This is a genomic window from Agaribacillus sp. DX54, from assembly GCF_056858335.1.
The window spans coordinates 21,790-46,305 of sequence record NZ_JBXEQE010000042.1; the positions used below are offsets into that span (position 1 = coordinate 21,790).

Annotated in this window: 22 protein-coding genes; 17 read left to right on the plus strand and 5 right to left on the minus strand. The window is 42.3% G+C overall.

The window, feature by feature from the left end:
• Positions 1-9: 9 nt before the first annotated feature.
• On the plus strand, positions 10-1,497 hold the full coding sequence (locus AC04NP_RS27440) for a RagB/SusD family nutrient uptake outer membrane protein (protein ID WP_482863282.1): 1,488 nt from the start codon (positions 10-12) through the stop codon (positions 1,495-1,497).
• A 108-nt stretch (positions 1,498-1,605) separates the two neighbouring features.
• On the plus strand, positions 1,606-2,400 hold the full coding sequence (locus AC04NP_RS27445; protein ID WP_482863283.1) for a thymidylate synthase: 795 nt from the start codon (positions 1,606-1,608) through the stop codon (positions 2,398-2,400).
• 189 nt (positions 2,401-2,589) lie between these two features.
• On the opposite strand, the gene pulA is transcribed toward AC04NP_RS27445, so the two are convergent.
• Entirely contained in the window at positions 2,590-4,602 is a 2,013-nt protein-coding gene (pulA, locus tag AC04NP_RS27450; protein ID WP_482863284.1) for a type I pullulanase, read from the minus strand.
• A 180-nt stretch (positions 4,603-4,782) separates the two neighbouring features.
• On the opposite strand from pulA, the gene sdaAB reads away from it, so the two are divergent.
• Genes sdaAB through AC04NP_RS27465 form a run of 3 tightly spaced genes read left to right on the plus strand, consistent with a single transcriptional unit; the run spans position 4,783 to position 8,322 of the window.
• Positions 4,783-5,460, plus strand: coding sequence for an L-serine ammonia-lyase, iron-sulfur-dependent subunit beta (gene sdaAB / locus AC04NP_RS27455; protein ID WP_482863285.1), 678 nt, complete (start codon positions 4,783-4,785; stop codon positions 5,458-5,460).
• Positions 5,461-5,472: 12 nt separating this feature from the next.
• Positions 5,473-6,924 (plus strand): TolC family protein, encoded by a 1,452-nt coding sequence (locus tag AC04NP_RS27460; protein WP_482863286.1) that lies wholly within the window; start codon positions 5,473-5,475, stop codon positions 6,922-6,924.
• Positions 6,925-8,322 carry an efflux RND transporter periplasmic adaptor subunit gene (locus AC04NP_RS27465; RefSeq protein WP_482863287.1) on the plus strand — a complete coding sequence of 466 codons (1,398 nt, stop codon included), beginning with the start codon at positions 6,925-6,927 and terminating at the stop codon, positions 8,320-8,322.
• A gap of 92 nt (positions 8,323-8,414) precedes the next feature.
• Here AC04NP_RS27465 and AC04NP_RS27470 read toward each other — a convergent pair whose 3' ends face one another.
• Positions 8,415-9,590, minus strand: coding sequence for a threonine synthase (locus tag AC04NP_RS27470; protein WP_482863288.1), 1,176 nt, complete (start codon positions 9,588-9,590; stop codon positions 8,415-8,417).
• Between the two features lie 62 nt (positions 9,591-9,652).
• Positions 9,653-10,558 (minus strand): LysR substrate-binding domain-containing protein, encoded by a 906-nt coding sequence (locus AC04NP_RS27475; protein ID WP_482863289.1) that lies wholly within the window; start codon positions 10,556-10,558, stop codon positions 9,653-9,655.
• Between the two features lie 254 nt (positions 10,559-10,812).
• Here AC04NP_RS27475 and AC04NP_RS27480 point away from each other — a divergent pair, with 254 nt between their 5' ends.
• From AC04NP_RS27480 to AC04NP_RS27495, 4 genes are read left to right on the plus strand one after another with little or no spacing between them, the layout of a single operon-like run.
• On the plus strand, positions 10,813-11,235 hold the full coding sequence (locus tag AC04NP_RS27480) for a flavin reductase (protein ID WP_482863290.1): 423 nt from the start codon (positions 10,813-10,815) through the stop codon (positions 11,233-11,235).
• A gap of 47 nt (positions 11,236-11,282) precedes the next feature.
• A complete protein-coding gene (locus AC04NP_RS27485) occupies positions 11,283-11,444 on the plus strand; it encodes a hypothetical protein (RefSeq protein ID WP_482863291.1) in 162 nt (53 codons plus the stop codon).
• Between the two features lie 2 nt (positions 11,445-11,446).
• A complete protein-coding gene (locus AC04NP_RS27490; protein ID WP_482863292.1) occupies positions 11,447-12,622 on the plus strand; it encodes a M20 family metallopeptidase in 1,176 nt (391 codons plus the stop codon).
• A 2-nt stretch (positions 12,623-12,624) separates the two neighbouring features.
• Positions 12,625-13,659 (plus strand): hypothetical protein, encoded by a 1,035-nt coding sequence (locus AC04NP_RS27495; RefSeq protein ID WP_482863293.1) that lies wholly within the window; start codon positions 12,625-12,627, stop codon positions 13,657-13,659.
• A 284-nt stretch (positions 13,660-13,943) separates the two neighbouring features.
• Here the strand turns inward: AC04NP_RS27495 and AC04NP_RS27500 are convergent, their stop codons facing one another.
• Positions 13,944-15,371: a tetratricopeptide repeat protein gene (locus AC04NP_RS27500; protein ID WP_482863294.1), complete on the minus strand. Its 1,428-nt coding sequence runs from the start codon at positions 15,369-15,371 to the stop codon at positions 13,944-13,946.
• A 619-nt stretch (positions 15,372-15,990) separates the two neighbouring features.
• On the minus strand, positions 15,991-16,149 hold the full coding sequence (locus tag AC04NP_RS27505) for a hypothetical protein (RefSeq protein ID WP_482863295.1): 159 nt from the start codon (positions 16,147-16,149) through the stop codon (positions 15,991-15,993).
• A 550-nt stretch (positions 16,150-16,699) separates the two neighbouring features.
• Between AC04NP_RS27505 and AC04NP_RS27510 the strand changes: the two genes are divergently transcribed.
• The 8 genes from AC04NP_RS27510 to AC04NP_RS27545 form a co-directional block, all read left to right on the plus strand.
• Positions 16,700-17,008: a hypothetical protein gene (locus AC04NP_RS27510; protein ID WP_482863296.1), complete on the plus strand. Its 309-nt coding sequence runs from the start codon at positions 16,700-16,702 to the stop codon at positions 17,006-17,008.
• A gap of 160 nt (positions 17,009-17,168) precedes the next feature.
• On the plus strand, positions 17,169-17,354 hold the full coding sequence (locus tag AC04NP_RS27515; protein ID WP_482863297.1) for a hypothetical protein: 186 nt from the start codon (positions 17,169-17,171) through the stop codon (positions 17,352-17,354).
• 354 nt (positions 17,355-17,708) lie between these two features.
• Positions 17,709-17,936: a hypothetical protein gene (locus AC04NP_RS27520; protein ID WP_482863298.1), complete on the plus strand. Its 228-nt coding sequence runs from the start codon at positions 17,709-17,711 to the stop codon at positions 17,934-17,936.
• A 395-nt stretch (positions 17,937-18,331) separates the two neighbouring features.
• Positions 18,332-18,955, plus strand: coding sequence for an RNA polymerase sigma factor (locus AC04NP_RS27525; RefSeq protein WP_482863299.1), 624 nt, complete (start codon positions 18,332-18,334; stop codon positions 18,953-18,955).
• Between the two features lie 280 nt (positions 18,956-19,235).
• On the plus strand, positions 19,236-20,360 hold the full coding sequence (locus AC04NP_RS27530) for a FecR family protein (RefSeq protein ID WP_482863300.1): 1,125 nt from the start codon (positions 19,236-19,238) through the stop codon (positions 20,358-20,360).
• A gap of 153 nt (positions 20,361-20,513) precedes the next feature.
• Positions 20,514-21,365: a carboxypeptidase-like regulatory domain-containing protein gene (locus tag AC04NP_RS27535; RefSeq protein WP_482863301.1), complete on the plus strand. Its 852-nt coding sequence runs from the start codon at positions 20,514-20,516 to the stop codon at positions 21,363-21,365.
• Positions 21,338-23,836, plus strand: coding sequence for a SusC/RagA family TonB-linked outer membrane protein (locus tag AC04NP_RS27540; RefSeq protein WP_482863303.1), 2,499 nt, complete (start codon positions 21,338-21,340; stop codon positions 23,834-23,836). The genes AC04NP_RS27535 and AC04NP_RS27540 overlap by 28 nt, the downstream gene beginning before the upstream one ends.
• 10 nt (positions 23,837-23,846) lie before the next feature.
• The coding region (locus tag AC04NP_RS27545) for a RagB/SusD family nutrient uptake outer membrane protein (RefSeq protein ID WP_482863302.1) at positions 23,847-24,516 on the plus strand (670 nt) is incomplete at its 3' end.

Genomic DNA, 24,516 nt, shown 5'->3' on the forward strand with positions numbered 1-24,516 from the left:
ATCAAGAAAATGAAAACGAACATAATCTGCTTTCTATTAATGGTTACCATGGTCTTTTTTTCAACCTCCTGCAGTGATGACTTTTTGGATCAGACCCCGACAGATGCTGTAACCGATGAAGCTGCTACGTCTACTCTTGACGGCTTATTTCTGGTGGTCAACGGGATTCACAGATTGTTATATACCAGACAAGGCTCAAACGGGCGAGGGGGTATTTCCGCCATGATGATTCAAAATGATGCGCTTGGTGAGGATATGGTTATGAATGCCCGTGCCAACGGTTGGTGGATCAACATGGCCAGTTGGAATGATCATACCAATGCCAATGATACCGATGACAGGCATGCATGGAGGGTTTTATACAAAGTGGTTAAAAATGCCAATATCATCATTGAAGCGGCTCCTGACGCTGTGGGCGAGGAGGAGAACCGGAATATTGTTTTAGGCCAGGCGCATGCTTACCGGGCTTTTGCCCATTTTCATATGGTGCGGTTGTATGCCCAAAGGTATGATGCCGCGGGATCAAATGACCATTTAGGGATACCGGTTATTATCGACAACGCTGTTGATGGCAGGCCCCGGGCTACGGTGCAAGAGGTATACACCCAGATTAATTCAGATCTTGATTTGGCTATCCCCCTCCTGGAGGACTATAACAGGCCCAACGCTTCTCATATTAACCAAAATGTTGCCATAGGCCTGAAGGCCAGGGTATCATTGGCCCAGGGTAACTATGCGGTAGCAGCGGAAATGGCTGCAATGGCCAGGGAAGGCTTTTCTTTGATGGACAGTACTACTTACGCATCAGGGTTCAACGATTACACAATCGATGAATGGATGTGGGGAGGTCATTATAATGAGGAACAAGGATCGCCCTTTACGAATTTTCACGCATGGATTTCCAGAAACTTTAGCTCGTCCAATATCCGGGGCAATCCAAAATCCATTAACAGTCTTTTGTACGATCAAATACCTTCTACCGATGTCCGTTCTGCCATTTTTGACCCCACTGGTGAGCATCCGAATTTGCCAGTCGGAATTGAAATAAGCAGCCGGCATAAACGCTTTCCTTATACCAATCAGAAGTTCCTGGCTTTCGGCACCGGAGACAGCCGCGGTGATGTCCCCTATATGAGGGCGTCGGAAATGTACCTGATCGAGGCAGAAGCCAAAGCAAGGCTGGGTGATCTTGATGCCGCTGAAGCCTTATATCCTCTGGCTTCAGCCAGGGATGCGGCCTACGTCTTGTCAACCAATACAGGCCAGGATCTGATCGATGAAATCCTGTTACAAAGGCGCTGGGAACTTTGGGGCGAGGGTTTCAGGTTTTTTGACTTAAAACGCCTGAACATACCTCTTGACAGAAACGGTGCCAACCACAATTCTGCACTGATCAATAACGTTATGTTCGTTCCGGCCGGTGACGTCAGATGGCAGTGGCAAATACCCCAGAACGAAATAGATGCCAACCCGACCATCGTCCAAAACCCGTCGTGAGATAAAAGTTAAAATGAAAATAAAAATTAAAATGAAAATAGGGGTGAATTGATTAATTTTAGTTCCTATTTTCATTTTAATCTTTGTTTAAATTTTAATTAATCCCCGATGAAGCAGTATTTGGACCTGATGTCGCATATTTTGAAAAATGGTGTAAAGAAAGAGGACCGGACCGGTACAGGTACCATTAGTATTTTTGGTTATCAGATGCGATTTAATCTGGGCGAAGGTTTTCCGTTGGTGACGACTAAAAAGGTCCATATGAAGTCGATCATCTATGAGCTGCTGTGGTTTTTGAACGGAGATACCAATATTAAATATCTCAATGAACATGGCGTTACCATCTGGGATGAATGGGCCGATGATCAGGGTAACCTGGGACCTGTCTACGGGCACCAGTGGAGGAGCTGGCCTGCGCCGGATGGTGAAAAAATTGACCAAATCAGCCAGGTTGTCCACCAGATTAAAACCAATCCGGACTCCCGCAGACATATCGTGAGCGCGTGGAATGTTCCTGAGGTCAATAAGATGGCCTTACCACCCTGCCATACATTTTTTCAGTTCTACGTGGCCGAAGGAACCCTTTCCTGCCAGCTTTATCAGCGATCTGCTGATGTCTTCCTCGGCGTGCCTTTTAATATCGCCTCCTATGCCTTGCTGACTTTGATGGTTGCTCAGGTTTGTGATTTGAAGCCCGGCGATTTTGTTCACACTTTCGGCGATGCCCACCTTTACTCCAATCACCTGGAGCAAACAAAGCTCCAACTGTCCAGAACCCCCCGCCCCCTGCCTGTCCTAAAGATCAATCCTGCGGTGAAAGACATTTTTTCATTTCAATATGAAGATTTCAGCCTCGAAAACTACAATCCACACCCCCGTATAAAAGCCGAAGTATCTGTATGAGTAATTAATTGATAATTGACAATTTACAGTTGACAATTTTTTGTTGAAATCAGGGTGCTTATAGCTTCTATTACTGTGTTATTTCGTTGTAGGTTTCGCGTGCCGTTTATGTCAATTTGTTGTTTGGCGATTATTTTGGTATAGAGGGGTTTTTGTATATCGACTGTCATGGTATTGAATTGACAATTGTCAATTTCTTATTAACACCAGGGTGCTTATAGCTTCTACTACTGTTTTACCTCCTTGTAGGTCGCCCAGGCCGTTTTCGTCAATTTGTTGTTTAGCGATTATTTTGGTATAGGAGCCTTTGGGTATATCGACTGGCATGGGTTGGTTATTTCCGTTGAAAAACACTAAAATATCCTGCCAGGTATCGCCGTTGGCATTTCCGGTGATTTGGAATCCAATGAGGTTATTCGCTTTTACAGGAAAGAACTCCAGGTGGTTGCGGATCATACGGCTGGTGGGCATACGGAAGGCCGGGTGGTTTTTTCGTAGTTTGATCAGCTTGCGATAATATTCATACACCTGACGGTTTGCCGATTTCCAACCCCAGTTGATGGCATTAATAGAATCGGGGGATTCAAAAGAATTTTCAACCCCTTGTTTGGTTCTCAGAAGCTCTACGCCAGCATGAAGGAAGGGCACACCCTGCGCGATTAAGACAATGGTATTGCTGAGAAGATGCATTTTTATCAAATCTTCCTCGCTGGCTTTGGGGTTGGCGATTTTTAATTTGTCATACAGTGTGTGGTTGTCGTGGCAGGATACGTAGTTAATCGTTTGCGAAGGCTCTCTGGCCCAGGGTGCTTTGGAGTAATTGACGGCTTTATAGTCTATCTGCGGATGCCTGATGGCTGCAACGATACCGAATTTCACACTTTCTTCCAATGCCTTTTCTCCGCTAACAAATCCTTTGGCCTCGTGTTCAGCCCAATGGCCCTTCACCCCATCTCTTAGATCGTCGCAAAAAGCAGCAATATCATTGAGCCCGTAGGTGTTGTGCTTCAGGGCACGTAAGCTGTCTGGCAGGGGGCTTTCCGAGGCTGTCCACCCTTCCCCATAAATGAATATGCCCGGGTCGGTTTTTTTCAATTCATCGCTGATCAGATTCATGGTTTCTATATCATGGATGCCCATCAGGTCGAACCTGAATCCGTCAATGTGGTATTCTTCGGCCCAAAATTTCACCGACTCTAACATAAACTTTCTCATCATTGGTCTTTCGGAAGCAGTCTCATTGCCACAGGCTGAGGCATTTGAAAAACCGCCTTTTCCGTTCTGTCGGTAATAATAATTGGGTACAAGCAAGTTGAAGCTGGAGTTTTCAGTGTCACCGGTATGGTTGTAAACGACATCCATGATAACACCAATGCCATAATCGTGTAAAGTCTTGATCAATTGCTTAAACTCTTTAATCCTTACATGCCCGTCACTGGGATCAGTGGCGTACGAACCCTCCGGGGTATTGTAGTTTTGAGGATCATAGCCCCAATTAAATTGGTTGGTTGCTAAGCGGGACTCATCCACCGATTTAAAATCAAATGAGGGTAACAAATGAACATGCGTTACCCCTAATTCCCGGATATGGTCGAGGCCGGTACTTTCGCCATTGAATGTGCTGGTACCGGTTTCGGCCAGTCCCAGAAATTTACCTTTATGGGTGATCCCTGAACCGGCGTGAACAGATATATCCCTTATGTGTAATTCATAAATGATGATATCAGTAGCCTGCTCGACTGCTGGCCGCCGGTCCGATTCCCATCCGGGCGGATTGGTGCGGGAAAGGTCTGCGATCATGCCCTTTTTGCCGTTGGTGCCGGTAGCTATGGCATAAGGATCGGGTGTTTCATCCAACCATTTGTTATCCAGTAAAATTTGAAAAGTGTAATATTTACGCAGCAAATCCCGGTTGATGGTCAACCCCCAGGCTCCTCCGCCAATATTGCCCAGGGCTCTTGTAAATAAAGGTTTTCGGTCGGCGTCCTTTTCATAAATGTGCACCCTGACTTTCTGCGCTGCCGGCGACCAGATTTTGAAGGTAGTTTTATGGCCGGTGTAGGTGACCCCTAAATCCTTTCCCTCGTAAACCGGATATTCGTCGTAAGAGGTATCACTGGTTTGATGTTCTTTACATGATGTTGTCAGGCGCATAATAATTAAAGCAATTACTGGTACATATAGTTTGGTTTTTAAGTACATATAGGCCTAAATTTACTTTGCTGACAGATTGATTTCAGCATATATATTCAACGATAGGGTTATACAAACGCTTGCTTCATGTAGTTACTTTGTTTTTCATGGAAGAATATAACCATTTATAACTTTATTGTTATCGATAACTAAAATATTATTTATCATTGAAAAATAATCCGGACAAGTATGGCAGAAAAAAGTAGTGTTTTTGACATGATCGGCCCAGTGATGATTGGCCCTTCGAGTTCTCATACGGCAGGGGTAGTCAGAATTGGCCGAACAGCCATCCGGGTATTGGGAGTAAAGCCGGCGGAAGCGGTTATTACTTTTTATAACTCCTTTGCACGGACCTACGAAGGACATGGAAGTGATAAGGCTATTATTGGTGGGTTGCTGGATTTCAGGACCGACGATCGTCGCATTAAAAAATCATTTGACCATGCTGCAAAAAAAGGATTAAAATATTCCTTTAAATCAGTAGGCAATGCTTCCACCTTGCATCCTAATACCATAAAAATCAATTTGCGGGCTGGAGAAAATGCAGTAGAGATAGTAGGTGAAAGCCTTGGGGGCGGTGTAGTGAATATCGCCGAAATCAATGGTTTTACAGCGAATTTTAGCGCTAATCTGCATACGTTGATTATCACTGCCGATGATGTGCGGGGCAGTATTGCCTTTATTGCCAACGTCCTGGCCCAGGATGATTGCAACATAGCCACCATGTCAGTTTCCAGAAAAGGTAAAAATGACCTTGCCTGCCAGGTAATTGAAATGGACTCCGGGCTCAAACCAATAACGCTTTCTTATTTAAGAAGCCTGAAATGGGTAGACGAAATAATTTATATACCAGATATTGACCTTTAAACTATGATGAAAATGATCAGAAGTTATCTTTTACTTTTTGGGCTGTTTTTTGGTCTGGGATGTATGGCTCAGAACAGCGAAAATGTGAAAAAATGGACTTTACAGGAATGTGTTGATCAGGCCTGGGAAAAAAATCTCACGTTACAGCTATCCAAGCTGACCGTCCGGGACCAGGAGGTAAACGTTAGACAAGCAAAAGCTGAAAGGTATCCGACCTTGAATTCCGGCGCCAACTACGGATTTAACTGGGGGCGAGGCATAGACCCCACAACCAACCAGTTTATTAGTCAAAGAGTTGGATTTACCGGGTTTTCTGCAAATACCGGGGTAGTTTTATTTGCCGGATTTCAAAGAAATAACATCATCAGGCGAGGTATGGTTGATTTGAATGCCAGTAAGAAAGACCTGGAAGATGCGCGTAATGATATCGCTCTGAATGTTGCTTCGCTGTATTTGAATGTGATATTTAACAAGGAACTGCTTAACAACAACCTGACTCAGCTAGCCTCTACCCGCCAGCAACTGGAAAGGACCAGAGCGCTGGTTAACGCCGGCTCCCTGCCAATTTCCAACCTGTTGGATCTGCAATCACAATTGGCTACCAATGAGGTCAATGTGATCAATGCCGAAAATGCCCTGAACCTTTCTCTGTTAGATTTAAAGCAGGCGTTGCTCATACCGGCGGGTGAACCTTTTGATATTGTTGTGCCTGACCTGGAAGTCGATCAGGAGGCGATAGTGGGATTAGATATTGAGGAAATATACCGGGGCTCCTTAGCAGTGCAACCCGATATCAAGAGTGCGGATTTGAATATAGAAAGTGCTGCAAGAGCTGAAGATATTGCCAAGGGTGCTATGTATCCCCGACTTTCCCTTAATGGAAGCCTTGGTTCCAATTATTCGGATGCAGTCGATAACGAAAGGAACCTTATTGATGGCACCAGGGAGGTGATAGAACCTATAGGTTTTGTTGAAAATACCAACGAAGTGGTTTTGACTCGAAGGACTGTGCCTAATGTGGTGGGTACGGATAATAATTATTCGGTGACAGAACAGTTTGACGACAATCTCAACCAGTCCCTAAGTCTGAATGTAAGTATTCCGATTTTTAACGGGCTGGCGACCAGGTCAGATATTCAGCGTTCCAAAATTCAAAAGCAAAGGGCTGAAATAAACGCCCGGCAGGTGCGTCAGACCTTGAGACAGGTGATCGAGCAGGCCTATTATGACGCCGTGGCAGCTTCAAAAAATTACGAGGCAGCGCTGAAACAGGTGGAGTCGCTGGAGGAATCTTACAGAGTAGCCAAGCAACAATACGATTTGGGTGTGATTAATTTTGTGGATTATCAGGTGGCGGAAAACAATTTATTCCAGGCAAGATCTGACTTGGTAAGAAATAAATATGATTTGATTTTCAGAATTAAAATATTAGATTTTTATCAAGGTAAAACTATAACTTTTTAAATGATGGCAAGACCAAAAAGAAAGAAAAGCAATAACCTAATTTATATACTGGTCGGTTTTGTGATGGTGTTATTGCTGGTGGTGATTGTGGGTAAATCACAAGGGTGGGTAGGCAAATCCAAGGAGATCGAAGTGAATCTATCCGAAGCCGAAAAGGTGACAATCGTCGAAAAGGTAAGTGCTTCCGGTATGGTTCAACCCGAAGTTGAAATTAAGCTAAGCCCTGATGTTTCCGGTGAGATCATCGTCCTGAATGTAGAAGAGGGCGACTCGGTAGCGTACGGGGATTTGTTGGTAAGGATTCGCCCCGACAATCTGGAATCGGCCCTGGAGAGGACCAAGGCTGCCCTCAATCAGCAGAAGGCTAACCTGGCCAACGCCAAAGCTGCATATGCAAGTTCACAGGCCAATTTTGACAGGGCAAAACTGGAATTTGACAGACAGAAAAAACTGTGGGACCAAAAGGTCATTTCCACGGCCGACTGGGAGTTGGCACAGGCCAATTTCATAGCTGCTGAAAATGATAAAAGATCGGCTTTCGAAAACGTGAGAGCTTCGGAGTTTATCGTAAAAAGCTCTGAGGCATCCGTATCAGAAGCGGCCGAAAACCTGAGATTAACCAATGTATACGCTCCCTCAGGAGGAACGGTTTCCAAGTTAAGTGTTGAAAAAGGGGAGAGGGTTGTAGGCAGTAATATGATGTCAGGTACAGAGATGCTGCGTATTGCCGACCTCACGCGGATGGAAGTACGAGTGGATGTCAATGAAAACGACATTATCAGAGTAGCAATGGGTGACACTGCGATCATTGATGTGGATGCTTACTCATACATGGATAAAAAGTTTAAAGGAATTGTCACCTCTATTGCCAATACGGCCAACGAAAAGGTATCAACCGATGCGGTGACCGAATTTGAGGTGAGGATCCGTATTTTAAATAGTTCTTTCCAGGACTTGTTGGAGGAACGTAATATTAAAACCCCTTTTCGTCCGGGCATGACCGCCAGTGTCGATATAGTCACAGAGCGGAAGGAAGAGGTATTGTCTGTGCCGCTGGCTTCGGTGACCACACGCGATCCCAAGAAAATGGATAGGTTTAATAATGATGGCGATGATGAGGAAGATGATACGGAAAGCAATCGCCAAACCGGTGGTGTGGGCGATGATATCAAGGAGGTGGTGTTTGTCAACAATGAAGGAGTAGCAAAGATGGTTGAGGTGAAGACCGGTATCAGTGACTTCGATAATATTGAGATATTAGAAGGCGTCAATGCGGGTGATGAGGTGATTTCGGGGCCTTTTTTGGTGGTGTCAAAAAGGATTAAGGATGGTGACAGGATTAAGAAAAGTGAGAAGGGGAAGGGGAATAGAAGGGGGAGGAGGGGTAATGATGGGTGATTAATTTAGAATTGACAATAAACAATTGACAATGGGGGATTTGGCAGTGGGTTTTGGGGAGTAGCGGGGGTTGGAGAGGGATAATTTGGAATTTACAGGAGGTTCTCGAGATATTTGTAGCCGGTTCCGGTGTTGAGAAGGAGGATTTTTTGATGGTGGCCGATGAGTTTGTCATTTGTGAGTTTGCGTAAGGCCATCCAGACGGCGGCACCTTCGGGGGAGATCATGATGCCTTCGTGGCGGGTAATCTCTTTCACACCTTGCAGGATTTCATTTTCGCTCACTGCCAGGGCAATACCACCGGACTCCCGTAATACTTTCATGATCAGGTCTTTGCCAAAGGCATTAGGAACCGCCAGGCCGTTGGCAATAGAGGTACTGTAGCTTCTTTTGCCGGCCATATTCTTTTGGTTAAATGCGTCAACAATGGGGGAGCAACGGTCAGATTGTACTACAATCATTCTCGGTAAATTGCCTTCGATCCAACCGAGGTCTAGCATTTCCTGAAAGGCCTTCCAAATGCCAATCAACCCGGTACCTCCACCGGTAGGATACAAAATAAAGTCGGGTAGTTGCCAATCCATTTGCTCGGCGATCTCGTAGCCCATGGTTTTTTTTCCTTCCAGGCGATAAGGTTCTTTGAGTGTAGATACATCATAAACATTCCTGGTGGCTTTTATCTTTGCAACTTCGCGGCCGCATTGATCTATCAGCCCATCTACCAGTATCAATTCTGCGCCAAAAAGCCCGCACTCATCTTTAAATATTTGAGGTGTTTTTTTGGGCATTACCACGGTAGCATTTATTCCTGCCGCAGCACAGTAGGCACTCATGGCTCCGCCGGCATTACCTGCTGTGGGTACGATACAATCGCTTACCCCAAGCTCCAGGGCCTTTGAAATAGCCATGCTCAGCCCCCTGGCTTTAAAAGAGCCTGTAGGATTATGACCCTCATCTTTGAGCCATAAGTGCTCATATCCGTACCTGCGGCTCAGATTCCTGAAAGGTAAGACAGGTGTTAATCCCTCCCCAAGGCTCACAATGTGGCTACTGTCCCTGACAGGAAGCAGGGCCGCGTACCTCCACATGTTCGATGTTTTGGTTGCCAACCGGTCTTTTGAAATACCCCCTGTCAAATCATACTTCACCAACAGTGGTTTTTGGCATTCCAAACAGTAAGATTGTACATCGGCTGCATCATACGGCTTGTTGCATTGTGAACAGACGAGAAATGACTCCGGGGCCAGTTTAACCTTTTCAAACATCATAGTTCAAAAATATTGCCCCTGACACAACTATTATAACAATTAAAATGATATTTATTTATAAGCTATAACGGTTGGTTATAATGAAGCCTGGCCGTTTTTATGAATTCCCTGATTATTCCCGCCTTACCTTCACCCTGTCTCATAATAAAATAGAATTTTCGGTAGATGGAAAGGCCTTCAATTTCCACCTCTTTCATGGTTTTACTTTCCAGCTCTGACAAGACCGATCTTCTTGGCAGAAAGCCCAGGCAAACATCTTCTTTCAGGAAATTTTTCAATGCCTCTGTCCCACCGATTTTGACTGTTACATTTAACTCCTTCGGTTTCACCCCTTTTTGCCCTAATGCCTGATACAATGCCGCCAGCGTGCCCGACCCTTGTTCCCTTAAAGCCAGGGGTATTTGCTTTAAATTTTCGAGTTGAATGGTACGATTGGCAAACGGGCTGTGAATAGAACAAACAGCAATGACTTCATCGTCGGTGAAATACTGGTAAGATACCGCACTGATTTTGTGATCACCTTCTATCACCCCCAGGTCAATTTCCCTGTTGAGGAGGGCTTTTAACACATTTTCGGCATTTCTGTTGAGCAGGCGAATCTGGATGTTGGGGTATTTCTTGTGAACCAGCGATATGATTTTAGGAAGAATATACAACGAGATGGTGGTACTTGATCCGACATTCAGCATGCCCCTTGCTTCTTCCAGTTTTTTGATCACCCTAAGGTCAAACTCGATGCCGTTTTGTATAATTTTTGCCTGGTGTAAATACTCCTGAAGCTTTTTTCCGGCCTCGGTAAGCATGATGGCGTTACCTTGTCTTACAAACAAACTGATTCCCAGTTCATGTTCCAGCTTTTTAACATGTTTGCTGACTGCAGGCTGTGTCAGGTATAATTTCTTCGACGCCTTCGAAAAGCTCAGGCAATTGGCTACTTCGAAAAATACCTCGTAGCTTGTTGACAGCATAGTTGTGGTGATTGAATGTGTTTTACTAATTTAGTGTAATTCCATGATAGTCATAGTATAACTTTGAATCATCCTATGACTGGTAACGAAAAACGCGCTGAAAACGATCAGAAAACCGGTGAAAAGTCAGTCAAATGCCGTCCACCACCCTCTGCCCTCAAAAAACCCTGACCCAGGTCACTTAGCCGGCTAATGATAATCATTGAATATGACCGTAATAAATAATTAATTTAAGACAAACAATTTTTTAACCTGTGAAAAATCCATCTGATCCGTCACTTATTACACTGGATGTTGATTTTCCTATCTGGGATTATTTTTTTACCGTTGCCCCTTTGGTGGTGGTAGGTTCAAAAGAGGGGGAAGTTTATGATCTTGCGCCAAAACACCTGGCAATGCCGATGGGATGGAGCAATTACTTTGGTTTTATGTGCACCCCGCGGCATGGAACCTATCACAACATCAAACATCACAAAGTCTTCACCGTAAGCTATCCGCAGGCAGATCAAATTGTCAATACCAGTCTTACGGCTTCTGCAAGGGTCGATAAAAGTGGTTTCAAACCAATTTTAGAGACTATGGAAACCATTCCCGCCGAAATAATCGACGGTATATTTCTCAAAGCATCTTACCTGTTTTTGGAATGTGAATTAGACAGGATTATCGATGTGAATTAGACAGGATTATCGATGGATTTGGAGTTAACAGCCTGATTACAGGCAAGGTGATAGCGAGTCATGTGCACAAGGATGCTTTCAGGCCATCATTGGAAGACGATCAAAAATTATTGTTTGACTCTCCGCTGATCACCTATCTGAACCCGGGCCGTTTTTCAATTGTAAAAGATACCAACGCTTTTCCGTTTCCGGCAGACTTTAATAAATAATTATGATTTCCGTACTGGCATCTTCGATAATGAACCATCTTGATCAATGCAAGGGGGAAATGTCGCATCTGCTTGAAAAGCTGTCCAGGCTGGAGTCGCCTTCCACCGTTAAGGAGTCCCAGCCCCCTGTACTCAAGTTAATCAGCATGGCTTTATGGGAGACAGGCTATGAAGCCAGGCATTACCCGGGCAAAAATACCGGTGGCTTTCTGCTGGCCAGTCCTGTAGCCCGTCGTAAGGGACGACCATTGCAACTGCTGCTGGGCCATAGTGACACTGTATGGCCTCTCAACACAGTGCAAGAAATGCCTGTGGGTGTAAAGGATGGAAAAATGTACGGCCCTGGTGTTTATGATATGAAAGCAGGCATTGTACAAATTATTTATGCGCTGAAGACTATCAGGGAATTGCGGTTGAATTATACAGTTACGCCGGTTGTATTGATTAATACTGATGAAGAAATCGGTAGCCATGAGTCCCGTGCAGCCATACGCCGGCTGGCAGCAATTGCCGACAGGGCCTTTGTGTTAGAGCCTTCTTTAGGCCCTTCTGGCCGGTTAAAAACTACCAGAAAGGGTATCGGACGGTTTAACATTACAGTAAAAGGCAAGGCCGCTCACGCTGGTCTGGAACCGGGAAAAGGCGCCAGTGCTATCGTGGCGCTTTCTGAAGTTATTCAGCAATTGTTTAAACTGAATAATCCGGAGAGAGGCATCAGTGTCAATGTGGGCATGATTGAAGGTGGCATAAGCCCCAATGTGGTAGCTCCGGAAAGCAAAGCGGTAGTTGACGTTCGCGTACCTACTCAAAAGGAAGCCACTGAAATTACCGAAAAAATACAGAATTTGAAGTCAGCCGATCCCGACATTACCATAGAGGTAAGTGGAAAAATAGGGAGACCTCCTATGGAGGCCACACCCCGCAATTTAAGACTTTGGAATCAGGCCAAAAAAGCCGCCAGCGCCCTGAACATACCCATTTCTCAGGCCCAGGCAGGCGGGGGTTCTGATGGAAACATCACCAGTCTTTATACGGCCACTCTGGATGGGCTGGGAGCCGTAGGCAGTGGTGCCCATGCCATTCACGAAAATGTAGCACTTGACAAAATGCCGGAAAGGACCGCTTTACTTACCCTTTTGCTGCTTTCCGAACCGGTCACCAGCCGCAATAGAAACTGACCATGGACAGCCGTTACATATTTACCTCGCTCACTCGTATTTCCAGCCTGCCTGATGGGAACTTTCAGGTAAAGCCTTTGTCTAAAGAGCAATGGGAAACCGGGGATTATGTGGTATGTTCAGTAGAAAAACCCCGGAATGTATTAAAAATTGAATTAGTAAACGGCAGGATGGCCGACGCCGGCCTGGGGGATTTGCTGGTGGGTGTATTCGGTATCAGGTCGGCTACCATGGAGGCCACCGGCACCTTGGAAGCCGTAGGTAATGACCATATGATGCATGCACTCACCGGCGCTGGTTTATTTGGAAAAATGACCAGCAGGTCCACTCTACTCCCGGATTTGATCCCCATAAAGTACCGGGGCCATGTGCACATTAACGGCAGGAAGCAACGTATGCGGAATTTTTTGAAACCTTTACCAAAGAAAAAGTATCGAACCCCGACGGTGGTTATTGTAGGCTCCTCCATGTCGGCCGGCAAAACTACCGTGGCCCGAATTATTATCAGGCAATTCAAGATGGCCGGTTTATCGGTTTTAGGGGCCAAACTCACCGGCGCCGGCCGCTATCGCGACGTACTTAGCATGCATGATGCCGGCGCTGACTGGATATACGATTTTGTGGATGCCGGCTTGCCTTCTACCATCTGTGATGAAAAAGACTATGTTGATTCAATGACCCCTGTTTTTAGCCATATGGCTGCAAAGCATGCCGATTTGGCGGTAATTGAAATTGGTGCCTCACCCCTGGAGCCTTACAATGGCAGGAAGGCTGTAGAATTGATAAGCGGTAATGTGCAATGTTCGGTGCTCTGTGCATCCGACCCTTACGCCGTACATGGAATTATGAACGCTTTCCATTTTAAACCCGACATTGTTACCGGCCCAGCCACCAACACCCAGGCGGGAATAGCCCTGATTGATAAACTTTGTCACGTTTACTCCCTCAACCTCATAGACCCCAAAACCACCCCCAACCTCCGCAAAATCCTGGCCCGTAAACTCAATATCAGTTTTGAAACCGGAGCCCTGCGCTAGCTGCATATTTTTCCTTTCAGTCAAAACCTTTTTCTTCCAGTCCTGGCATTTTTCCTCCCGGGGCTGTCCTCTATGTTGAAAAATAAGCTTCGGATTAAATTCACATTGACTTATGAAATCTGCCCCTGATTGTCACTGTAAGGAAACAACAATATTCGATTGCAGCTCCTCTAAGGCAGTTATGATATAACATACAGTCAAACTATAACCTCTACAAATTACTATTGGTTATTTGATTACATTGAAAGGCTAAGCAACCACTTTCGGGAAACAACGAAACCCCATCACGTGGAAAAATCCTCATCATCCAACCCGAAATCCTTTTTGAGCCTGGTTTTCATCTCTTCATATTCAGCCTTCACGATGAGCATCTGCAAAATCCGTTGGTCATAGTTTTTCACCTGTTCGGTAACAAAGGCATCTTTATCCTGCAAAACAGTTTGTTTTTCGCGCTTCTCTCTCCTTACACGAAAAAAACCAAAAACTACCAAAAAGGATAACACAACTGATGCACCACTCAGACCGTATTTCCAATAGTTCTGCTTGTTAATAGAGGCATAGAGCGTACGGCGTTCCTGTTCAAATTTATCCTGGCTGATTCCCGCCTGAACATGGTAACGTCCGGTGGTTTTATTCAATTGATCTTTCAAATCCTGTAAGGCACTAAGCTGTTGCTGCTGTAAATTCATGTAATAGGTTACATCTTTGTAAGGAATAGGGGATTCGTATTTCGGATCGTTGGCAATCATGGTGATTAATTCTAAAGCTTCAACCAATTTTTGACTGGGTTTAGTCAGATTCATGTTCGCAATGCCCTGATCAAGATATTTTCTAGCCATCTCAATTTGATCATACTCATAGGCAAGTCTTGCCAGTTGGGTTAACGTCTCAAGAGAGGATTCATGATTGCCTAAGTTATTTTTTATCTTTATGGCCTTATCAAAGTAATAGGCCGCCGAATCGCGTCTCCCCTCTAATAAATGCGTCTCTCCAATATTGTTAAAGGCGATGGCTCTTTTCTTGTCATAATCTTCTGGTTTATTTAAAACCGTAATTGACTTATAATAATAGTCTCTTGCCAAAACATAATTATGTTGATCTTTAGCGGCCCATCCCAACCGGTTGTAGATCATTGACCGGTGGGCGTCCATTTCATCCTGGCACACCTCGAGCGCTTGTTTCAACCGTTTTGTAGCAATATCAGGCTGTTTTTTCTCAATATAACGGGTAGCTATTTCATATAACGCTTTACTGACCTTGCCATACTGTTTTGCTTCTTTATAAAAGTCTTTGGCTCGCTCCAGATAGTTTAAAGCCTTATCGTATTCGTAAACTTTTGCAAAGATTTGACCGATGTTAAAATAGGCTGTAGCCTGACCACCAATGTCCCCTAATTGCTTATTGATCCTTTCCAGATCAAAATAGTATAGAATACTTTGATCCAGATTGTCCTTTTTTTTATGCGCCCATGCCAACTCTATGAGAGCGAAAACCATGGCTTCATCATTTTTTGTTTCATGGGCAACCTTCCTCAACCATTGGGCATATGCTATTGTTAAGTCGTGATTTTTCTCACTGAATTTTTGAACGTATGCCGTGAGGGAATCTATCTGCCGATCTGAAGACAAATGCTTCCAGGGGTTAGATCCTGCATTCAGTGAATTGCAAACCCCTAAACCGAAAAAGAATATCACTAAACAAAGGTTTTTCATAAAAATTGTATGATTTAATAGCTGTTGTTACGAAGATACGTATTTTTTACGGTTTTTAAAAAAGCAGGTGAAAACAGTCTCATATGATGTTTAATGCAGATATTTTAAAGCAGTGTTATTATGGCATTATCTACTCGGGACCAGTGGGCCATCCAATAAGAGCCACTATAACCAAAGGAGGTGAAATGCTATTTAATTTGGCATTTTATAACACCTCCTGCCCACTCAAGGGGGCAGTGTTAGTCTGAATAGTTATAAGTAAATGATAATCAAAAATTTATATAAAAATAAAATTGCTCCGATTACAAATAGCGTGATCGGACGTTCCCGCCATTGGTCTTTTGACCAATCAATGAGTCTCTTAAAAAACTAATGACCAGGATCAGCCTTTGACTAAAGCTTGAGATGGTTAATGTTTTTAACTTTGGTCAACTGTATCCTAGTTAAAAACTTGCCTGATTACAACCTATAATTGGAAAACTATTGCCACCAATCCGGACATAAATAAAGTAACATTGGTATATGTAACCCGTATCCATTGCAGGGTACAGGAAAATATGTTATTCATGCATGAAAATAAGCAAGGCGGACGAACTTCGCCCGCCTCTGGTTTTACCCCTTATCGGTTGCCCTTATCCTCTGCCTCTTCACCTTCTGTAAGTGAAGCTTGTTCAGTTTCCACAACCTGCGGCTGTACGTCATCAATAGCATCTTCATTACAAGCGGTGAATGCGAGAGGAGCCAGTAAGATCACAAACATAATAACTAACTTTTTCATGTTAATAAAATTTAGATTGGTTAAAATTGATTAAATAGAATAGACCACCGGGCCGTTCCCGTGAGGAGGCCTGACAGCCTACAGTTTCCCTAAACCATAACTTTAAATAATTTAGGATGTGTAAAATGGATTCCATAGTAGTCGCCGGTTGAAGGCCTAAAGGTTTGGTAAAAAGAAATGACATATTGCCACCTTCCTGCCTTTGCCGGTCGAACAGGGTTACATCAAAAAAAAAAGATTTTAACTGGTTACATTAATAATACAATTGCTGGCATAACAAATTAGCCGGATTCAAATTACTTCCTGTGACAACCACAGGTCTTATTTCATTTCCGTTTTTATGTTGTCTGTAGATAGTAAACAAAGTACAAATAATTTACATAACAACCTAATTTTAAAGCTTTTATCTTTGTTTTCTTCTCAGCTTTGCTGTTGGTTTGGGCTGCACTTACAAAAAATGCGGAAATATTTGGAATTCTGCCACTGAAAGTTGTATTTTAGATAACCATCCAATTTAGTGAACAGTCATTTTTCAAATATTTTAAGAGCTATGGAAACGAATGACACCATTAACGAGCTGTTTCAGAAGTTCGTTGATAAAACCCTCACTTCTGAAGAGCGTGAAAGGTTCTACACCTATCTGATGGACCCTGATAACAGCGCTCAGATTAAACAGCTACTGAATGAATTATGGGACTATGTGAAACTAACTGCTAACCGTGAAGAAGACGATGCTGACAAGCAGATTACCGGAAAGCTGGATCAAAAAGGTGAGGAACTTGACAAATACATTGTGGAAACTGCCAAACGATTTTATGAAATCAAGACAATCATAAAAAAACTAACAAGCGGATGTTGAGTTTACCAGACAGTACCTGAGCTCAAAACACTTCGATTTATGCCCGCCTATTACCCTACAGAAAAAAGCAATAATGCTTTGGAATTCTGCTGTAAACCATCGTAATTTACGACCAAGTCAGAATGAACCAAACATCGGCAAATCATGAAAGGCTATGGGAATGAATAAAGAAATCAACCAGTTATTCCAGCAATTTGTGGATAAAAATATTGACAAACAGGAATGGGAAAGGTTTAGCATCTGTTTACTCGATCTGGAAAATGACCCTCACCTTCTAAGACTCCTTAATGAGTTGTGGGACTACATGGAAATAACGGTGGGTGCTGAAATCGAGCATTTGCTCTGAAAATTGTTTTTACCTGGCAGGATATCGGGCAGATTAAATTATAGCATTTAAAGCGCAAACCGTCAATCATATCCGGAATTGCGGTAAACTCCACAGTAATCAAGTAAAAAAATTACTTATACCCGGGAGTTCAGACAGTAATACGTGTATTAATTTGTACACGGACTGTACAAATGGAGATTTGCGAAATTAAAAAATGTTACTTTCATGATAAACAACGTCGACCAATTATTTCAGAAGTTTTTTGACAAGAACCTCAAAACCAAAGAAGAGCTGGAAAAATTCTATGCCCTTCTGTAGGATGACCAATCTCACGCAGAAATTCTGGGAATTCTTGCCAAATTGTGGGATTACATGGAGATAAACGAAGTGCACCACACTAGTTGTGAATTCGAAAGGAAGTTGCTGCAGTTAAAAATCAGGGAAGAATTCCTCAAACAGCTCGAAGAAGAGAACAGACAGTTGAACCGGAAAATTGCCCACATCCTCAAAAAAGTTGAGAAAAAAAACACCAACCTGGGCTTGCAACTGGTAGCAAAGGTAAAAGGCGTTTTCCGAAGGATAAAGAATTTTTTTGAATGAGCGGCATCCAATTTTACCGAATTCCAGGCATAAATTTATTTTTACCTGTTAAGATAAATTTTTTTTCCAAAAATAGAACCTGAAAAAATTGACGAAAAACATAGGATTACATAAAACCTGCTGAAGCGACTAAAATTATTGAATTATATGAGTTGTGTACTTATGACAGGTCAAATAAAAGGGTCTGAATGTCTTGTTTTTCAGTAAGTTGTAGATTTTTTGATGTTAAAATTACTTAAGACTATTGTGTCATTCTATAGCTATTAAGCACCTGTTGCGGTCAAAAATCTCGAATTTTTTTACATAAAATCTTGAAATCTTTTCCAGAATGTTTATCTTGTATAGTTTTTAACATCATAATTTGTTAATCGAAACTTAATATATACAAGGTGAACATGGGGAGTACTACTGGTGGAAAATCGACAGCAAGCAACCTGGATAATTCTGAAAGTCAGTTGATTAAAAGAATAAAGGCGGGAGATGAAGATGCCTTTATGGATATTTATAAGCATTATCAGGTCAGGCTTAAAGCATACGCACTGGTTATCACAGATTGCCGGTATCTGGCGGATGAAATGGTTCAGGAAGTATTTCTGAAGATATGGTTGACCAGAAGCAAGCTGAATCCCGAACTTAACTTTAGCCATTATATCTTCAAGATCACCAGGAAACTCGCTTTTGATCATTTAAAGAAAGTTGCCCGTAATGAACGCTTGAAAAAGGAACAGGCCGCGAACATCAATCATGCCGCCAGCAACAGTACCCAGGACGCCTTCACCTTCAAAGAGTATCAACGTATTCTGAAAGATGTTATAGCGGAACTTCCTGCCCAAAAAAGACTGATTTATGAATTGTCACGGAACGAAGGGAAAAGCAACAAAGAAATAGCTGCTGAACTTCATTTGACAGTAAAAACGGTTCAGAATCATCTGGGCCTGGCGCTTCGGGCTATTAAGGAAAAGTTGAAAGCCAATGCTGAAATCCCGGTTTCTTTTTTGTTGTTGGCTTTAAGCATCTGATTCCTTTTTCTACTCACATTGCTCTTTTCTTAAATGCTCCACCCACCTAATCCGGTGCCAGAATCTTCTAGCCTCAATCTGGTATGCTAAAGAGGTATTTCCTATTGGTCCACTTACTTGCAGACAAAACCTGTTTCCATTTTTTTAGTAAATATTGCCCTGCTTATCAGCAACTCAAAAAAAAACTAAATTATCGCTGGGAGTTTTTACCCCATGAAAAGTATTTCTTACAAAGGCCCGGAAAACACTAAAAGGACGTTTGGCAAACTATGCGCTTGTTATGAAAATGAAAAATGAGATTAGCTTTTTGTTTCAAAAATTTGTCAACAAAACGATTAGTAAAGAAGAATTGGAAAAATTTAATACTTACCTGAAACAATCAGACTATGACCCTCGGATCAGGCAACACCTTTCGGAGTTGTGGGATTACTTTGAACTGGCAGAAAAATATAAGTCCATCAATTTTCCAAAAGAAAGCAGCAAAGACCTGGACAAGAAAAACAGGCGGCTTGAAGAACTTATAAAAGCATCAAAAGGACATGATTATGAAATAGAAAGGGCTATTAAAAAAATCGGCAGGGCAGAAAGCGACCTGAATTACAAAAGAAAAAAAACGGGATTTTGGAATTGGCTCAAAAGATTTTTCATTATTTCGGTGGTTGCCGGTGGTGCCGGGATGTGGTATTATCTCTCCCATGAAGGTATAGTTGTGTCACCTGAAGTTGCCTATGTAGAAAAGGTCAGTCAACATGGACAAAAGTCCACAATCCCTCTTTCTGATGGTTCCCAGGTCAAACTTAATTCAGGCAGTAAGCTTATCTTTCCCAAGCTTTTTGAAGGTAATACCAGGGAGGTTTTTCTGGAAGGTGAGGCCTTTTTTGAGGTGGAAAAAGATCCCGGCCGCCCCTTTATTGTCCGTTCAGGTGATCTGGTTACGACGGTACTAGGCACCTCGTTTAACATCAAGGCTTACCCTGGCGAAGAAGCCATTGAGGTGACTGTGGCCACAGGAAAAGTGAAAGTACAGAAGGATGCTGCCAAAGATCAGGATAATATTATGGCAAATCAGGAACTGGAGCTTACACCTAACCAGCAAGCGGTATATAGTCTGACCGGTGACGATCTTACCAAGCTGGAGGTAGATGCTGAGAAATATTTGGACTGGTCCAATGGTACGCTTCATTTTGAAGAAACAAGGTTTGAAGAGGTAATTGTAACCTTATCGCGATGGTATGATGTGGATTTTGAGTTGATGAATGAAGGGTTAAATGACTGCCTGATCATTGGAGAGTATAATAACGCCTCATTGTATACCGTACTTGAGAGTTTAAAGGTAGCGCTGGGGATTGAGTATCAATTTACTGCAGATGGGGTAAAAATTGATGGAAAGGGATGTGATGGGTAGGATTTGAAATAAGACTTTTTAAACGAACAGATGGATATTTTTTAAAACTGTAAACTACTTAAACAAAAAAATATAGAAACCGATCAGAGGCTGTCCAAGTGTTGTAGCAAATGTTGGCCGAAAGATCAGGTGATCTAATTAAAATCAAATCGTATGAGCAAACCTTTACGTTTCACAAGGATCCTTGTAATTATGAGTAAATCCTTTTTGTATGGTATAATACTTACCTGCTTGTTTACAAGTATACTGCTGGCCAATGACGGTAATGCGCAGCACAAAAACATTAAAGAGGTCATGGTCTCCGTCGACTTGCAAGATGCCTCACTAAGGCAGATGATCAATGTCCTGGAGGTCCAAACCGAATTCAAGTTTATTTATTCAGGCGACCTGCTATCCAAAACCAGTAACCACAGGATTACTCTCAGCGCCGACAACAAAAGCATCGCCTACGTTCTACAGCAAATTGCCAGCGCCACCGGCCTCATATTCCAGCAAAACGACGGCGCCATCGCCATCGGCACCGAGGCGCTCAAAGAAAAAGAAGGCCCCAAAAAATTAACACAACCTGTGCTCGAACAAGACATCAGTGGAAAGGTGACAGACGTAGAAGGCGCACCGCTGCCCGGGGCTAGTGTGTTGGTTAAAGGTACTAGTATAGGGGTGATTACAGATGCGGATGGGAATTATAGATTGTCGGCGCCGGATGATGCTACGACTTTGGTTTTTTCTTATGTTGGTTATGAACGGCTAGAGGTAGCAATTGGGGGAAGAGTGGTGGTTGATGTATCGCTGATGTTGGATGTGACTACGTTGGGAGAGATTGTCGTGAGTACGGGATATTGGGATTCAGATAAACGCGAGAGTACGGGAAACATTGCTAAAATTTCCGCCGAAGAAATAGAAAAGCAACCAATAAGTAATCCTCTACAGGCATTGCAGGAAGAGTTGCTGGCGTATTCATTGAACAGTCTACAGGTCTGCCAGGTGGGGGGTTTAATATACTAATACGAGGAAGAAACAGCATTAGGGGTGACGGCAATAACCCATTGTATCTGGTTGATGGTGTACCATTTCCAGCTTCACCCTTATCATCGAATGTGTTAAGCTCAGAGATAATCCCAGCAGCAAATCCCCTTAATGTAATCAACCCCGCTGACATTGAAAGTATCGAAGTACTAAAAGATGCAGATGCAACATCTATTTATGGTTCAAGAGGAGCCAATGGAGTAGTATTAATTACTACAAAAAAAGGAAAGGCTGGAAAAACAGTAGTGGATATAAATATGAGTCAAGGTTTCGGAAAGGTAACTAATACGATGGATATACTCAATACAGAGCAGTATTTGGAAATGAGAAGGGAAGCTTTTGCCAACGATGGAACAGTCCCTCAACCATGGGAACATGACTTAACTCTTTGGGATTCCACTAGATATACGGATTGGCAAAAACTTTTTTTCGGAAGAACTGCACATTTCACAAATGCACAAGCTTCAATATCCGGAGGCAGCGCCAATACTCAATTCATGTTTAGGGGCGGGTATTCTCGACAAACGACCGTCTTTCCGGGCGATTTTGCCTATCAAAGGAGGTCGGATCTTTTAAATATTAATCATTCATCATATGACAAGAATTTTACTGCATCACTTTCTGTGAATTATGTGGATGATAATAACAATCTTCCCGCTTTACAACTAACACGTAATGCAGTTACTCTTCCACCCAATGCTCCTGCTATATATGACGAAAATGGTGATTTAAATTGGGAAAACTTAACTTGGATAAATCCTTTTGCATCTCTGCGCAGAAAATATGAAAGCAATACAAATAATTTGAATACAAACGCCATCTTAAGTTACCAAGTATCGGATGGATTACGAATTAAAACAAATCTTGGGTTTTCTCAAATACATTTGAAAGAAATAAATACTGAACCAATTAGTTCATTTAATCCGGATTGGGCACGTACTTCTGGTTCTGCAAATTTTGGAGAGAATACGGTTAAAACCTGGATTATTGAACCTCAGGTAGAATACCAGAGAAATATAGCTAAAGGTAAGTTAAGCATTTTAATTGGTAGTACTTTTCAAAAAAGTGTTCAGGAAAACCAAGTATTGATTGCATCTGGGTTTCCAAGTGATGATCTAATTGAAAATATTCAATCAGCTGCTGATTTTAACTCCTCTAGTAACCATTCGGAATATCGTTATAATGCGGTTTTTGGAAGGATAAATTACAATTGGGAGGGTAAATATTTGTTTAATCTTACAGGTCGCAGAGATGGTTCAAGTCGCTTTGCACCTGGTAATCAATTTGCTAATTTCGGGGCTTTGGGAGTGGCTTGGGTCTTTTCCAACGAAGACTTTGTAAGAAATAGTCTACCCTTTCTCAGTTTTGGGAAGTTTAGAGGAAGTTATGGAACCACAGGAAATGATCAAATTGGTGATTATGGTTACCTGGATACGTATTCTTCTACAGTTTTACCTTACCAGGATGAAATAGGTTTATTCCCCGTCCGTTTACCAAATCCAGATTACAGGTGGGAAACTAATAATAAACTTGAATTCGGGATGGAATTGGGCTTTTTAAACGATCGATTTTTTTTGACGGCCAGTTGGTACCGTAATCGGTCATCTAATCAATTAGTAGGTTTGTCATTACCTGTTATTTCTGGATTTTCTTCTATTCAATCTAATCTACCTGCAACAGTTCAAAACACTGGTTGGGAGCTTGTATTAAATACCATCAATACTAAATCTGATGTTTTTTCATGGACAAGCAGTATAAATATCACAATACCACGCAATAAACTTTTAGAATATCCAAATTTAGAAGGCTCGCCTTTTGCTAACACTTTTGTAGTCGGAGAGTCTCTAGATATTACTAAAACCAATAGATTTCTAGGAGTAAATCCACAAAATGGTGTTTATGAATTTCAAGACGAAGACGAAGATGGAAATATTTCATTTCCTAATGACGTACAAACGGTAAACTTCCTAGGTCAGGATTTTTTTGGTGGTGTTAATAATACTTTAGTTTACAAAGGGTTTCAACTGGACATTTTTTTTCAATTTGTAAAACAAACGGGGTTTGATCAACAAGTAGCTTTTACGATGCCTGGTCTTGTAGGCAATCAACCGGAAACTGTTTTAGAACGCTGGCAAAACCCTGGTGATATCAGTAGTATTCAAAGATTTTCCCAATCTTTTGGTGAAAACTTTATTTCATACTCTGCGAGAAACGAAAGCGATCAAGTTGTAACAGATGCCTCCTTTATTAGGTTAAAAAATATTTCAATTTCTTACCAGTTACCGTCACTTTGGTTAGAAAAGATCTATTTCAAAAATGTTAGAATTTATGCTCAGGGTCTAAATTTAATAACTTTTACAGATTATGAGGGTATAGACCCTGAAACCCGAAGCATTTCCCTATTGCCACCTTTGAGAACTTTTACAGGTGGTATACAGCTAACCTTTTAATTTGATAGTTATGAAATTTAAACATTCAATCCCCTTTGGCTTCATGAATTTTACTTCACCTAACTTAAGGTTATTACTTTATATAATCCTCTTAACTTTCTGCTTTTCATGTGAGGACTTTGTAGAGGTAGACTTGCCCCAATCTGAACTTGTAGGAGAGACAGTTTATTCTGAAGACGGTACGGCAATCGCAGCAGTTAGGGGTATCTATAGTAATATGATTAGTAGTAACTATTTTGCTAGTGGCAGTGCCACGAGTATTACTTTTTTATCTGGACTGTCATCTGATGAACTTGACAATCACTCAACAGATATTGACAGCATAGCATTGTTTAATAATGGGCTGATTGCAACCAATGGGCATGTTCAACTCACCTGGGAGGATGCTTATAAATATATTTATCATAGTAATGTTGTAATTGAAGGATTGTCAAATTCAACGGAAGTAACGGAGACAATCAAAAACCAGTTGGAAGGTGAGGCTAAATTTATAAGGGCATTTTGCCATTTTTATCTGGTAAACCTATATGGCGACGTCCCTTTAATTACAGATACGGATTATAAGGTTAATACAATTACTTCAAGAACTTCAATAGAACTAGTATATAAACAGATCAAAGATGATTTAAATGACGCACAAATTCTATTGGCAGATGATTATTCCTTTTCTAATGGGGAAA